We start from the raw sequence: 13,625 nt of genomic DNA, 5'->3' as shown, positions 1-13,625 counted from the left end.
GGTTGTGCGTGCGGCTCACGGGTGGTGCCCCCGAGCCGGCGGGTCGATCCAGAACCTGCTGCGCTGGAACGGGTATCCGGGCAGCGGCACCCGACCCGGGCGGGCGCCGTCGTGCCGGGCCGCCCAGTCGACGCCGGCGCCGCCGATCCAGCGCAGCGCCAGTTCCCGGGCGGCACCGGGCGGCCCGGCCACGTCGGTGCCCTCCGCCAGCAGCTCGTCGAGGGCCTCGACGGCTTCGGCCGCGGTCGTCGCGACCACGGCCGCGCGCTCGGCCAGCTCCCGGCGTCCGACGGCCAGGGTGTAGGCGGCGTCGGCCAGGTCCGGCGGGTCCGTGGCGAGCCGGTCCCGCAACGCCGCCAGGCTCTCGCGCAGGGCTTGCCGATCCCCCGCCGACACCGGCAGGACGTGCGGGCCGTCGGCCGTCACCCGCCGCCCGGGCGCCGGCGCCTCTTCGACGATCACGTGCACGTTGGTGCCGCCCATGCCGAACGCGCTGACTCCGGCCACCCGCCGCGGCACCTCCGGCCAGCCGGCCGCCTTGACGGGCACGTAGCACGGCCCGCCGGCCAGGTCGACCTCCGGGTGCGGCGCGGTGAAGTGCAGGTTCGGCGGGATGACGCCGTGGCGGACCGAAAGCACGGCTTTGATCAGCCCGGCCACGCCCGCGGCCGCGTCGAGGTGGCCGATGTTCGTCTTGACCGAGCCGAGCGCGCAGGTGCCGGGCGGGAGGTCCCGGTACACCCGGTTGAGCGCGGCCACCTCGATGGCGTCGCCCAGCGGGGTGCCGCTGCCGTGCGCTTCGACCAGCCGGACCTCGGCCGGGTCGACCTCGGCCACGGCCAGCGCCTCGGCGACCGCGGCGGCCTGGCCCGCGGGGCTCGGCACGGCGTACCCGGCGCGGTCGCCGCCGTCGTTGCTCATCGCCCAGCCGGGCAGGACCGCGTGGATGTGGTCGGCGTCGGCCAGCGCGTCCGACAGCCGCCGCAGCACCACGACGCCGGCGCCCGAACCGAACCCGGCGCCGTCGGCGGCCGCGTCGAACGACCGGCAGCGGCCGTCCGGCGAAGCCATCCCGCCGGCGCGGTAGCGCGGCCACGTGACACTCACCCCACCGGCGATCGCCAGGTCGCAGCGGTATTCGGCGAGGCTCTGGGCCGCCAGCCCGACCGCGGCGAGCGAGCTGGAGCAGGCACTCTGGACGGCGACGGCGGGTCCGGTCAGGCCGAGCCGGTAGGCGAGGAGCCCCGGCAGGTGATCGGGCAGCTGGCGGGCGGGCAGCATGCCGTCCCAGTCGTCGGGGTCGACGTCACCGGTCACGGCCGGGTTCCCGAACAGGTGGAACAGGAAGTACCGGTTCACCCCGGCAGAGGTGAACACGCCGACCGGGCCGTGTTCCCGCGCCGGGTCGCGGCCGGCGTCCTCCAGGGCCCGCCACGCCGTCTCCAGGAAGAGCCGGTGCTGCGGGTCGGTCAGCGCGGCCTCCTCCGCGGTGAACCCGAAGAACCCGGCGTCGAAGTCCTCGACGCCGTCGAGCCTGCCCCCGGCACGCACGTGGGCGGGGTCCGCCCGCAGGCCGGGGCCGATGCCGAGTGCGGCCAGCTCGTCGTCGGTGTAGTCGTGGATCGCGTCGGCCCCCGCGCAGAGGTTCCACCAGAACGCTTCGGCGTCCGGCGCACCGGGGAACCGGCAGGCGAGCCCGACGACGGCGATCAGGTCGCTGCCGGGTTCGTCCCCGGCGGGCGCTTCCCCTGGCGTCGTCTCCGGGTCCGGCGTGGACCGGTCCAGGTAGGCCGCCTGCGCCGCGACCGTCGGGTGCTCCAGCAGGCTCAGCAGCGGCACGTCTTCCCCGAACTCGACGGCCAGCCGCTGCTGGACCCGGCCCAGCAGCAGGGAATGGCCGCCGACGTCGAAGAAGGGGTCCGTGGGGCCGATCCGGTCGTGCCCGAGCACCGCGCACCAGATCGCGTGCACCCGGCGCTGGGCCGGGGTCATCGGCGCGGCCGCGACGGGCGCGGGCGGGCGCGGGTCCGGCAGCGCTTCCTCGTCGAGCTTGCCGCTGACGGTGAGCGGGAACGCCGCGACCGCGGTCACGGCCGTGGGCACCGCGTGCCCGGGCAGCACCTCGGCGAGCGCGGCTCGCAGCGCCGTCCCGTCCGGGCGGGTGCCCGCCGCCGGGACGACGTAGGCGAGCAGCTCCCCGTCACGGACGATGGCGCGGGCTTCGGCCACGCCGGGCTGTTCGCCGAGCCGGGCCTCGATCTCGGTCAGCTCGATCCGGAACCCGCGCACCTTGACCTGCCGGTCGAGCCGGCCGAGGCAGACGAGGTTCCCGTCGGGGAGCACCCGGCCGAGGTCGCCGGTGCGGTAGCTGCGGACACCGCCGCCGGTGGTGCCGAAGGCCGGGCTCGGCCGGTCGAAGTAGCCGTCGACCAGGTACTCGCCGCTGACCTCGAGCTCGCCGCCGTCGAGGACGGTCAGCGCGTAGCCGGGCAGCGCGGTCCCGATGGGCAGCGGGCCGGTGGCGTCCGGGTCGACGTCGGCGGCGGTCAGCCGGTACTGGGCGGCGAAGGTGACTTCGGTGGCGCCGTAGCCGTTGACGAACACGCACCCGGGCGCGAACCGGCCGCGGCGGACGTCGGCGTAGGTGGCCTGCTCGCCGCCCAGCAGGACGGTCCGCACCGAGGGCAGGTCCCCCTCGAGGGCGTCGAGCAGGTAGCGGTAGACCGTGGGTGTCGAGTGGTAGACGGTCACCTCGTGCCGCGCGAGTTCGCGGGCCGCGTGGGCCACGCCGTGCGCGCGGACGTCGATCGGCACCACGGCGGCGCCGGTCAGCAGCGCCGGGTAGAGGTCGGGGATCGCCGCGTCGAAGCCGAAGGAGGCCAGCAGGCTGACCCGGTCGGCGGCGGTGATGCCGAGCGTCGTGATCTGGTTGTCCACCACGTGCAGCAGGTTGCGGTGGGTCTGGGCGACCGCCTTGGGCGTCCCGGTGGAGCCGGAGGTGAACAGCACGTAGGCCGGCGCGTCCGGATCCGGGCCGGGCACGGGCAGCGGTGCGGTGTCCGTCCCGTCCTCCCCCGCCCGGACGACCCGGGCGGAGCCGCCGCGGCACAGGGCTTCCGCCGGCTCGACGTGCCCGGGACCGGCGACCACGGCCGCCACCCGCGCCGCCGCGACCTGGTGGGCGAGCCGGTCCCGCGGGAACGTCGGGTCGAGCGGGACGTAGGCGCAGCCGGCGGCCAGGGTGCCGAGGATCCCGGCGATGGCGGCCGTGCCGTGCCCGGTGACCAGCCCGACGAACTCGCCGGGCCGCACGCCGGCATCGAGCAGCCGCGCGGCGTGCCCGCCGGCCAGCTCGGCCAGCCTGCCGTAGCTCACCGCCTCGCGCTCCTCGAAGACCGCCACCCGATCAGGTGACAGCCGGGCGATTTCCGCGAAACGTCCGAGAATTCCGCCCTGCGTCATCGCCGGCAGTCGGCCTCCGACGGCGAATGGGCGCGCGGAAACCAAGGCGGTGACGTGGACTTCATCTCACTCCCCAGTGCGATGGACGAAGAATCACGCAAGGTTAAGCACCACGACACGATCTGGGATACGTAATCCGCAGAGTTCAGCCGAATGACCTATCGAACCTGGACCGGACGCAGCAGGTTCCCACGCCATCCACAACGATCCGCCACTGTGGACATTCGACTGACTACCCCGCGTAACGAGAAATGTAATTCGCCGCGGATCCGGTCGGAGATTCACCGACACCCGGTGGGGCCGATTTGTTCCGGCGCGGAGTGAGTGGCATTTTCACGAAATCGATTCAGCCACGGGCGCGCGAAACCGACGGCACGTTCGGGAGCGCGACGACATTCCGGTTCACGCCCTCGTCCGGTGTCCGGGAAGAGGGTCGCGCGGCGGCCTCAGCCCGCGTTGGCCAGGAAACCCCGCCCCGGCGGGGCGCTCCGCACCAGGCACGCGTGGCACGGCATGCCGCGCAGCCCGTCCAGCACCTCGGCTTCCCCCGGGAAGATCGACTCGCCGCACAACGCCGTCAGGTGTTCGGGGACCGGGCCGGACGGCACCGGGATCAGGTGGCAGACGCGTCTGCTCTCGCCGACGACGCCTCGGCGTAGCCGCACCAACGCGAGCATCCCACCGTTCTCACCCATGGGAGCACGCTAAGCGATGATCAGAGTACCGGCTTCGTGCCACCGGCCCAACGATCTTCGGGCGCGGTGGTCCGGGACACCAAAGTCACGCCGGGGACAGCACCGCCGAGCCGAGCCGGCGGCACAGGACGAGGGCCAGCTCGACGTCCAGGCGGCCGTCGCCGAGCGCGCGCGGCAACAGCTCCTGGGCCTTGCGGACGCGGTACTGCACCGAGTTCTTGTGCATCGTCAGCTCGGCGGCCGCCGCGGTGTAGCTGCCACCGGTGGTCAGGAACACCTGCAGCGTCTCGCGCAGGCGCGCGCAGTTTTCGTCGTCGGCGGCCAGGGCGCCGAGGGTGCTCGCGACCCACAGGCGGGCCGCGTTCAGGTCGCTCGTCATCAGCGCCACCGTGCCGACCTCGCGGAAGGTCAGCACGCGGTCGCAGTGCTCGCCGGCCGCCAGCGCCAGCGCGTGCACCCGGCGGGCCTGCTGGTGGGTGTCGCGGAAGCCGGCGACCCCGGTGCCCGGGTCGCCGACGGTCACCCGCACGCCGGCCTCGGCGCCGGCGAGCGCGGCGTCGAGGTGTTCGCGGCCGACCGTCGCGCCCGGCGCCAGCGGGAGCCACACCCAGGCGCTGGCCTCGTCGCGGGGGACGAACAGCGGACGGCCCTGCCCGCGGACGCGCTCGAACACCGCGCCCGCGGCCGACTCCAGCAAGGACAGCGCGTCGTCGACGAAGGCCTCCGACGCGTGCCAGACGATCATCCCCAGGTGGGTGCCGCGCAGCCGGTAGCCGATCACCGCCTCGGCGGCGTCGACGTCGGGCGGGCCGCCGTTGCCGTCGAGCAGGTCGGCCACCTTCGCGGCCCGGGCGGCACTGCGGTTGAGCAGCCAGCGGTCGCGTTCGTCCTGGTAGACGCCGACGAGCTGGCGGACGACCCGGGTGATGAACTCGTAGGCGACCCGCAGCAGCCGGCGCATCATGGCCCCGAGCAGGGCCGCGTCGTCGACCAGCCGGGTGCACTCCTGGAACCCGAAGTCGAGCATCGCGGCCTGCCCGAGGTCGTACGCCCGGATCAGGTCGAACACCGGCGTGCCGCGCTGCGCCAGCCGGCGCGCGTACTCGATGGCCGCCGCCGGCGGCTCGACCCCGGCCGGGTCGATGCCGTGCCGGAAGATCTGCAGCGCCGTCTCGATGTTCTGGTACACGCTCGCCGACAGCAGGCTCACCATGCGTTCGTCGTCGTTGACCAGCTGCGGCAGATCGGTGGCGTACAGCTGGACCAGTTCACCGGTGAGGTCGCCCGCCCGGTCCGCGAGGGTGGCGGCGATCTGCCGGATCCGCTCCGAGACGATTTCTTCGTCCACCATGGAGCTACCTTAGGGGGTCGCGCCTCAAGCCGGTCGAGGAACTCGTCGATCAAGTCGAACGTCGGGTCCGGGGCCGGCCGGTGCCCGGGTCCCGCGACCCGGGTCCCGCGACCCGGCCCCCCGCGGACGCCGCGCGTCCACATCGGATCGGGACTTCGCCGGGCAACAGGTCATTCGGGTGCGTGGAATACTGCATTCGGATCCACCATTTTGTTAAGTTGCCCGTTAAGCAGTGGATCGAAAGGCTCGAAACATTCCCGAAACAACAGACCGCTTTTTCGCGGCGGTCTGGACCACTGGGTGAAGATCACCCGAACGGCGGCTTCTCCTTGCGCCGCAACGATGCCGGACCACAACCGTCACCGGCGCACGGTATTCGAAACCCGTTTACACGACATTTGGCACTTGTGGCAACTGTCCACGACCGGTATATCTGGGTGACCGGAATTCGCACGCGGCCGGCCGCACACCGGCCGGTTCACTGCTGCCCTCTCCCCGCTCACCGGAGGCACCATGCACCGCCTGGACCCGGCCCGCGAACACGTCCTCGGGCTCTACCGCATCGTCATCGGCTTCCTCTTCGCCTGCCACGGCCTCAAGACGCTCTTCGGCCTGTTCGGCGCGAAGTCCACCACCGCCGTCGGGGCCTGGCCCGGCTGGTGGGCCGCGGTGATCCAGCTCGTGTGCGGGGTGCTCGTCTGCGTCGGCCTCGGCAGCCGGGTCGCGGCCGTGCTCGGATCCGGCTCGATGGCCTACGCCTACTTCGTCGTCCACCTGCCGACCGGCCTGTTCCCGATCCAGAACGGCGGCGAACTGTCCGCCCTGTTCTGCTGGTCGCTGCTCCTCATCGCGTTCGTCGGCCCGGGCCGCTTCGCGCTGGGCAACCTCTCGGTCCGGCAGCGGTCCTCCGAGCCGGCACGCGAGGGCGCCACGGTCTAGACGGAGCGCGAGATCCCGACGCCGCTGCGCGCGTCGGGACCGTACTTCGCCAGCTCCGCCGCGAGGTCGAGGGGTCCGGTCGACGCGGCCTTCGCGCGGTCTTCGCCGGTCAGCAGATCGCCGGGGATGATCCAGACGACCTCGAACTCCAGCCCGTTGGGATCCTTGGCGTACAACGACTTCGTGGTTCCGTGGTCGGACGAGCCGACCAGCGCGCCCGCTTCGGTGAGCCGGGTGGCGAGCCGCTCGAGGTCGCCGAGGGTGTCGACCTCCCAGGCGAGGTGGTAGAGCCCGACCGAGGTCCGCCCGGCGCCCGACTCCGCGGCGTCCGCGCCGATCTCGAAGAGGCCGAGGTCGTGGTCGTTGGCCGAGCCGGGGGCCCGCAGGAACGCCGCGCCCCGGTGCGCGTCCCCGCCGTCGATGTACCCGAAGCCGAGCACGTCCCGGTAGAACGCCACGCTTTCGGCCAGGTTCCGCACGTACAGCACGGCGTGGTTCAGGCGGAAGATCGACATCGGGGCTCCGTGCTGCGCGTAATTCGGTTGAAGTTTCAACTTGAGGGTAGGCGCGCGCTCCGGGTGGGTCAAGGGGTCCCGAGCCCGGAGGAACCGCTCGCCGGAAACTACTCTCGGTACGCCCGCCGACCGACCGGGCGACAAACCTTCGACACCGGATCGAGGCCCTGGTCAGGGACCACCCCGGTTCGTAGGGTGAGTCCACCGCAGGACACCGTGTCAGCTGTCCCGCGGGCGGTGGTGCCCCCGGATCCGACCTTTCCCCGAAGCCAAGTCCCGGGGCACCACCGCACCCCTCGGCCGATCGGCGGCCGGCTCGCGAGCCGCGGGCCTAACGCGTCCGGTAGGTGCTCAGCACCGCCGCGCCGGCCTGCGTGCTGGACACGAGCCGCAGGTCGGCGGCCGCGCCGTCGAAGAGCCGTCTGCCCGCGCCCACCACACTGGGGAACACGAGCAGGCGGTACTCGTCGACCAGGTCGTGCCGGGCGAGCGTCCGCGCGATGCCGATCGAGCCGATGACCACGACGTCCCGCTCTTCGCGCTCGACAGCGCCGATGAGATCCCCCCGCAGCAACACCGAGTTCCGCCACGCGGAGACGTCGTGCAAGGTCCGTGACGCGACCAGCTTCGCCGCCGCGTTGAGCCGGTCGGGGAACTCGCCCGAACGCCCCGGCCAGAGCTTCGCGAACAGTTCCCACGTGGTCCGGCCGAGCAGCAGGACCCCGGTGTCGAGCAGCGGTCCGAGCCGGAACTTGTCCCCCGCCACCGCCTCCGGCCCGTGCCGGAACGCCCAGCCGCCGGCGGCCGTGCCGGCGGAGCCGTCCGGATCCTCCACGACGCCGTCCAGGGTGGTGAACTCGACGACGATCACGCTCATGCTCGCTCCCGGTTCCTGGTCACCGCACCCCGGTGGCGCGGCCTCACCGGTACCTACCGGCGGCGGCCGCCGGATTCATCGGCCGCCGCCGGAGGAATCGCTACGCCGTCACGAGGGACAGGCCGTAGGTCTGCAGGATCTCGTTCACCGGCTGGAACCACGTCTCGCCGCCGGAACCGCAGTTGCCCCAGCCGCCGGAGGTGACGCCCTGGGCCTGGTCACCGGTGATGAACGAGCCACCGGAGTCGCCGGGCTCGGCGCAGACGTTGGTGCGGGTCATCTGGTAGACCGCGCCCTGGGCGTAGTTGACGGTCTCGTTCTGGCCGAGCACCGTGCCGCAGTGCCAGTGCGTGGTCGAGCCCGAGCGGCACACCGACGTGCCGACCGGCGCGACCCACGACCCGCGCACGAGCGCGTCGCTCACCGTGCCCCAGCCGAGCACGACCGGCGCGGTCCACCAGCCGCCGCCGATGCGGATGAACGAATAGTCGTTGCCGGGGAAGGAAGAACCGGCGAAGGTGCCCATCCACGAGCCGTCCCAGCCGACGACCGAGCTGCCCGTGCCGCCGCAGTGCCCGGCGCTGACGAACCCGCCCTGCACGGAGAAGCCGATCGAGCAGCGGGTGTTGCCGTTGATGTAGTACGGGTCGCCGCCGACGGTGCCGGCGGCGAAGGGCTCGGCGGCCGGCGCGGTCGCCACCGTGACGGGGCCGGCCTTGGCCGCCCGGGCAAGGAAGGCGTCGATGTCCGCCCCGCGCGCGCCCGGCCGGACGGTGACCACGACGCTGCCGGCCCGCGGGTCGGCACGCCAGCCGGTGACGGCGGCCGGGGCGGGGTCTGCCTTGGCCGACGCGTCGATCGCGGCCTTGGCGGCGTCGAGTTTCGCGGCGCTGGTCCGGGCCGCGACGGGTTCGGCGCCGGCCTGCCGGACGGCGGCGGCCGCGCCCGGGTCGGTCACGCCCACCACCAGCTTGCCCCGCGCCGGGTCGAACCAGGCGCCGCCGAACGCGGCGCCGGCGGCCCGCTGCGCGCCGGGCAGCACCCGGGCGGCGGTCATTTCCTGCGTGAGCCGGGCGGACGCCTGGGCGGCGGTGAGCCCGAGATCCCGCTGCATGGCGGCGATCAGCCCGGGCGAGGCCTGGGCGACCGCGGGGGTGGGGGCGGCCAGCGACGTGGTGAGGACGGCGGCGATGCCGCCGAGAGCCAGGGCGATTCTTCGACGCATGGGAACTCCTCCAAGGCCGGGGGAAAGAAACACACCGTCCGCAGAGTGTGCGGGCCGGGCCCGCACCGGGTCCAGATTTGTCCGGTATTCTGTCCGGAACTCTCGTACGTCAGTCCATTATGGATGGCCGGATCCTGTTGATAGGCAATGGTATTCGGGCGCACGACTGAAGCGCGGACCGCCCGGCCGGGCCGCCCGCGCCGTGTCACCCCGTCATCGCGGCGTTGGTCTGAACCAGTAGAACACGGTGGCGCGGGCGGCGACCCCGAACGGGAGTCTGCCGGGCACCGGACGTGCCCGGTCGTCCGGGCCGTGGAGCAGTGCGCGAGTGCGGAAAGCAGCGACGAAGACGCCCTCAGGACGATCAGCGGGCGAAGGCGGTGAGGAAGCGGTCGCGGAAGGAGTCCATCTTCCAGACCGGCGCCCCGGCAGCCGGGTGCAGGCCGTCCTGCCAGCCCCAGCCGGCGATCCGGTCGAGGACCTTCGGGTCCTTGGCCACGATCGTGATCGGCACGTCGTGGACCGCGCCCTGCGGGGTGACCACCGGCGGCTGGTGATCACCGAGGAACACCAGCACCAGGTCGTCGCCGCCGTAGTTCTTGGCGAACGAAATCACGGTCTGCAGCGAGTAGTCGGTCGCGTCGCGGTAGGCGTCGCGGATCTTGGCCGGGTCCTTCCAGACCGACTCCGGTGCTTCGCCCGCCGCGGGCTGCGGGGCGAAGACCGAGCCGTCACCGACCTGGTCCCAGCCGACCAGCCAGGGCCGCGGTGACCACGGCGCGTGGCTGGAGACGAGGTCGACCTCGGCCATCACCGGCCGCTGCGGGGACGCCGTCGCGAGTTCCTTGCGCTGCAGCATCGAAAGCGAGAACTGGTCGGGCATGGTGGCGTAGGCGAACCCCGGCCCGTGGTAACCGATGGAGCGGGCGTCGTAGTAGGCGTCCGGGTGGTAGAACTTCTGCCCCTCCGGCCAGTCCTTGGTGTGCGCGGGCACGTCCCACACCGTCCGCCAGCCGGCCCGCTGGAACGCCCCGCCGAGGGTCAGCCGGTCGCTGCCCAGCAGGTCGTTGTACCGCTGCTGGTTGTCGATCCACATCCCCGACTGCACGGTCGAGTGCGCCAGCCAGCTGCCGCCGCCGAACGTCGAGGAGGACAGGAACGCGCTCTTCGCGCCGATGCCCGCCGCGCGCAGCTCGGCCGTACCCGCGTCGAGCGTCGCGCCGACCTTCGGGGCGATGGCCGGGTCGTCGAGCGCGATCCGCCCGTAGCTCTCGACGAAGGTCAGCACGACGTTCTTGCCGCGCAGCCCGTTCAGCAGCTGCGCGCCCGGGGTGGCCCGGAACGCGTCGGCGGCGGCCACCTCCCCGAACGGCCGCTGGTCCCGCAGGTCGGCGCCCACCTGGCGCAGGTCGCCGTAGGCCAGCGCGGCGGCGCTCTGCGCGGCGACCGGCTGCCCGGGCGCGATCTCGACGCCGAACACCGAGGCCACGATCCAGACCACGGCGAGCACGGCCACGACGCGCGTCGCGCCGGTCCGCCGTCCGGCGGCGACGCGGCTCAGCCGCAGCATCGCCAGGACCATGAGCACCACGACGGCGACGGCGAGCAGCCCGGCGCCGACCAGTGCGGCGACCGTGGCCGCCTCCCCGACCTGCCCGGCCAGGAACTCGACGCCGGCGCCGAAGAAGCTCCAGTCGTAGATCGGGTCGAACGGCTTCTCCAGCGTCGCGTAGAAGCCGGTGTCCAGGGCCTTCAGCAGGGTGAGCAGCCCGAGCCCCAGCCCGGCGGCCACGGCGGCGACGCGGCGCGCCCGCGGCGGCAGGACCAGCAGGACCGCCGCGATGACGAGCCCCTCGACCGGCACGCGCACGAGCGCCGCGGCGGAGAACGAGCTGAGGTCGTCCGGGGCGAGGAGCCCGAACAGCACGAGCAGCGCGGCCAGCCCGGTGAGGACCCGGCTCGCGACGACGTGACGCCGCCGTCCGGGCCGGGGCAGCCCGAAGTCGGGCAGGGCCGCCCCCGGGACCGGGGTGGGGCGGCGGACGCGCCGCCCCAGCGGCAGACCGATGTTTCCGACCATGGCGAGCCTCACGTCGTGGTGCACGGGGGTGACCGCCGTCCCGTGCGGCCGGGCGGCGGTCGTCACCGGGTATACGGGCCACGGCGGCGCGTGGTTCACGCGCCGCCGCGTTCCTCACGCTGCCGGGGGCCGGCGGTACTCCTTTTCCGGGACGATCCGGACGATCAGCCGCTCGGCCTCCGGTTCCGGCGGCGGCGTCGCCCCGCCCATGTACCGCGCGTACATTTCGTGCAGCAGCACCTTTTCCGGGTCCGGCGTGATCTCGACGCGCCCCCGGATTTCGACGTACCGGCCGGGATCGCTCGACACCAGCAGGCTGACGCGCGGGTCGCGCCGCATGTTGCGGGTCTTCAGCCTGCCCTCGACGGTGCTGAACACGACGCTGTCGCCGTCGCGTTTGACGAAGATGACCGACGACTGCGGGCGGCCGTCGGCGTTCGCGGTGGCGAGCACGGCCGTGTGCGGGCCGTCGAGGATCTCGCGGGCGGATTCGGTCAGGGACAGGGTCATCGGGGGTTCCTTTCGAGTGCGCGGCCGGCTCCGTGGCCTGCGGGAGGTCGAGGCCGCAGAAGGAGGGCAGGGAGACGTCGTCGAAACGCGCGGGCTCGCCGAGGACCTCGGCGCCGAGCGCCTCGAGCGGCCACGGCGACCACCCGGTTTTTCCGGGAACAGTGCTCATGGCCGTACCGACCGGCCGTACCCCGAAAAGGAATCGCCGGTACCCGCGCGCGGCCGGCCCAAACCCCCGCGCACCCCCGTTCACCCGCGGAAACACCCGAAAACCCCGAGACAGGGGAACGAGCGTTGCGAGCCCGCGCCGCCGGTGTTCTGCTCGGAAAGCCCGAAGACCCACTCCGAACGGAGGCCCACGATGAACCTGTTCGACAAGGCGAAGGAAGCACTCGGCAAGCACCCGGACCAAGCCGACCAGGGTGTCGACAAGGCCGCCGAGGCCGCCAAGCAGCGCTTCGGCCAGCACTCCGACAAGATCGACCAGGGCACGGACAAGGTGAAGGACTTCCTGCACAAGCAGGGCGGCGGGCAGCAGGAGCCGCCCCCGCAGTGAGCCCGGGCCGGTGATCGCCCAGCCGTCCGGGGGAAGCGCGCTTCACCGCCCCCGCGGCTGGGTATCACCGGCTCCGTGGTCGCCACCTACCTCGTCCCCGTCCGGACCGCCCTGCTCCTGTTCCCCTTCGTCGCGCTGGCCGTGATGCTGCCGGCCGCCTTCGTCAGCTACCGCCGCCGCGGGCGGGCCGGCGGCTGGCCGACGTTCGTCTTCTACGCGTTCCTGTTCTACCTGCTGGCGATCGCGATGCAGACGGTCCTGCCGCTGCCCGCCGACCCCGGCTACTGCACGGGCCACACCTACGCGAGCTCGCCGCAGCTACGGCCGTTCTACTTCGTCGAAGTGGTTTCGCAGCGGGCCCGCGGCCACTGGAGCCCCGGTGCGCTGCTGCACAACCCGGCGGTCTGGACCACCGCGCTCAACGTCGTGATGCTGGCCCCGCTGGGCTTCTACGTCCGGTACGCCCGCCGGATGCGGCTGCTCCCCGCCACGCTGATCGGCTTCGGCGTGTCGCTGTTCTTCGAGCTGACGCAGCTGACCGGCCTCTGGTTCGTCTACCCGTGCCCGTACCGGCTGTTCAGCGTCGACGACCTGCTGCTCAACACCGCGGGCGTGGTCGCGGGCTGGCTGCTGGCCGGCCCGCTCGGGCGGCTGCTCCCCTCGCCGGAACCCGAGCACGACCGGCGCCGCTACGCCGCCAAGGTCACCTTCACCCGGCGGCTGTTCGCACTGGCCACCGACCTGCTCGGGTTCGCCGCGCTGCTCGGGTTCCTCTTCGGCCTGCTGACCCTGTTCGGCGAGGACCTGCGCCACCGCGACACCCCGGTCGTCATCCTCGCCCTGGTGTGGTTCGTGGTGCTGCCCGCGGTGACCGGGTCGACGCCCGGCAAGCGGGCGATGCTGCTGCGGGTGGCCCGCCGCGGCGGGCGGCGGGCCGGACCGGTCGCGCTGCTGGTCCGCAACGGCGTCCTGCTTTCGCCGTTGTGGCTGACCTGGCTGCTGCTGGACCTGGACCGCTGGGACCTGGCCGGCCACCCGGAGCAGCTGCTCCTGCCGGTCGCGCTGGCCGCGTCGGTGTTCGTCGTGGGCGTCTGGACGCCGCTGGCGGTGCTGCTCGACAACGAGCACCGGGCGCCCTACGAGCGGCTGACCCGCACCGTCAACGTCGCCGTCGTGCCGGCGGCGGCCGCGGAACCGGTGCCGGTGCCCGCACCGCCGGAGAAAGTCCTCAAAGGACAGTGAGGCACCACGCTGCCCGGGGTCGGCGGCGCTGGTAGATTGCGTGCGGAACGGGTTGAGCCGCCAGCCTGTGTCCGCCCGTCCCCTTCCTGGAGCTCCGATGACCCCCGACTCAGCGCGGCCCCGGCAGCGGTTCGCCGGTGGGAGCCTGCCGGCCGATGCGGCCGGAATTTCCC

11 protein-coding genes are annotated in these 13,625 nt (G+C 73.1%); 3 read left to right on the top strand and 8 right to left on the bottom strand.

Annotated elements, in window-relative coordinates:
• Positions 1 to 15: 15 nt before the first annotated feature.
• The 3 genes from DV20_RS24675 to DV20_RS24665 form a co-directional block, all read right to left on the bottom strand.
• Positions 16 to 3,462, bottom strand: coding sequence for a beta-ketoacyl synthase N-terminal-like domain-containing protein (locus tag DV20_RS24675; RefSeq protein WP_043784178.1), 3,447 nt, complete (start codon positions 3,460 to 3,462; stop codon positions 16 to 18).
• Between the two features lie 446 nt (positions 3,463 to 3,908).
• Positions 3,909 to 4,157, bottom strand: a complete 249-nt coding sequence (locus tag DV20_RS24670) for a hypothetical protein (protein WP_235190938.1) — start codon at positions 4,155 to 4,157, stop codon at positions 3,909 to 3,911.
• Between the two features lie 85 nt (positions 4,158 to 4,242).
• Positions 4,243 to 5,508, bottom strand: a complete 1,266-nt coding sequence (locus DV20_RS24665) for a PucR family transcriptional regulator (protein ID WP_043784175.1) — start codon at positions 5,506 to 5,508, stop codon at positions 4,243 to 4,245.
• A gap of 513 nt (positions 5,509 to 6,021) precedes the next feature.
• On the opposite strand from DV20_RS24665, the gene DV20_RS24660 reads away from it, so the two are divergent.
• The gene (locus DV20_RS24660; protein ID WP_043784174.1) at positions 6,022 to 6,447 is read left to right on the top strand and encodes a DoxX family protein; all 426 of its coding nucleotides are present in this window, start codon (positions 6,022 to 6,024) and stop codon (positions 6,445 to 6,447) included.
• On the opposite strand, the gene DV20_RS24655 is transcribed toward DV20_RS24660, so the two are convergent.
• The 5 genes from DV20_RS24655 to DV20_RS24635 all read right to left on the bottom strand — a co-directional run bounded on the left by DV20_RS24655 (position 6,444) and on the right by DV20_RS24635 (position 11,654).
• Complete coding sequence (locus DV20_RS24655) at positions 6,444 to 6,962, bottom strand: VOC family protein (RefSeq protein WP_043784172.1); 519 nt, start codon at positions 6,960 to 6,962, stop codon at positions 6,444 to 6,446. The two genes, DV20_RS24660 and DV20_RS24655, sit on opposite strands and share 4 nt — an antisense overlap.
• A gap of 331 nt (positions 6,963 to 7,293) precedes the next feature.
• Complete coding sequence (locus DV20_RS24650) at positions 7,294 to 7,839, bottom strand: dihydrofolate reductase family protein (protein ID WP_043784171.1); 546 nt, start codon at positions 7,837 to 7,839, stop codon at positions 7,294 to 7,296.
• A 100-nt stretch (positions 7,840 to 7,939) separates the two neighbouring features.
• Complete coding sequence (locus DV20_RS24645) at positions 7,940 to 9,064, bottom strand: S1 family peptidase (RefSeq protein ID WP_043784169.1); 1,125 nt, start codon at positions 9,062 to 9,064, stop codon at positions 7,940 to 7,942.
• Between the two features lie 364 nt (positions 9,065 to 9,428).
• On the bottom strand, positions 9,429 to 11,144 hold the full coding sequence (locus DV20_RS24640; protein WP_043784223.1) for an alkaline phosphatase family protein: 1,716 nt from the start codon (positions 11,142 to 11,144) through the stop codon (positions 9,429 to 9,431).
• A 114-nt stretch (positions 11,145 to 11,258) separates the two neighbouring features.
• Positions 11,259 to 11,654, bottom strand: coding sequence for a PPOX class F420-dependent oxidoreductase (locus DV20_RS24635; protein ID WP_043784168.1), 396 nt, complete (start codon positions 11,652 to 11,654; stop codon positions 11,259 to 11,261).
• A gap of 361 nt (positions 11,655 to 12,015) precedes the next feature.
• Here DV20_RS24635 and DV20_RS24630 point away from each other — a divergent pair, with 361 nt between their 5' ends.
• Positions 12,016 to 12,210: an antitoxin gene (locus DV20_RS24630; protein ID WP_043784166.1), complete on the top strand. Its 195-nt coding sequence runs from the start codon at positions 12,016 to 12,018 to the stop codon at positions 12,208 to 12,210.
• A 75-nt stretch (positions 12,211 to 12,285) separates the two neighbouring features.
• Complete coding sequence (locus tag DV20_RS24625) at positions 12,286 to 13,452, top strand: VanZ family protein (protein WP_043784165.1); 1,167 nt, start codon at positions 12,286 to 12,288, stop codon at positions 13,450 to 13,452.
• Positions 13,453 to 13,625 lie beyond the last annotated feature (173 nt).

Origin of the sequence: Amycolatopsis rifamycinica (genome assembly GCF_000695625.1) — a bacterium.
GTDB classification, from domain to species: domain Bacteria; phylum Actinomycetota; class Actinomycetes; order Mycobacteriales; family Pseudonocardiaceae; genus Amycolatopsis; species Amycolatopsis rifamycinica.
This window is presented reverse-complemented; position numbering and strand designations above follow the sequence as displayed.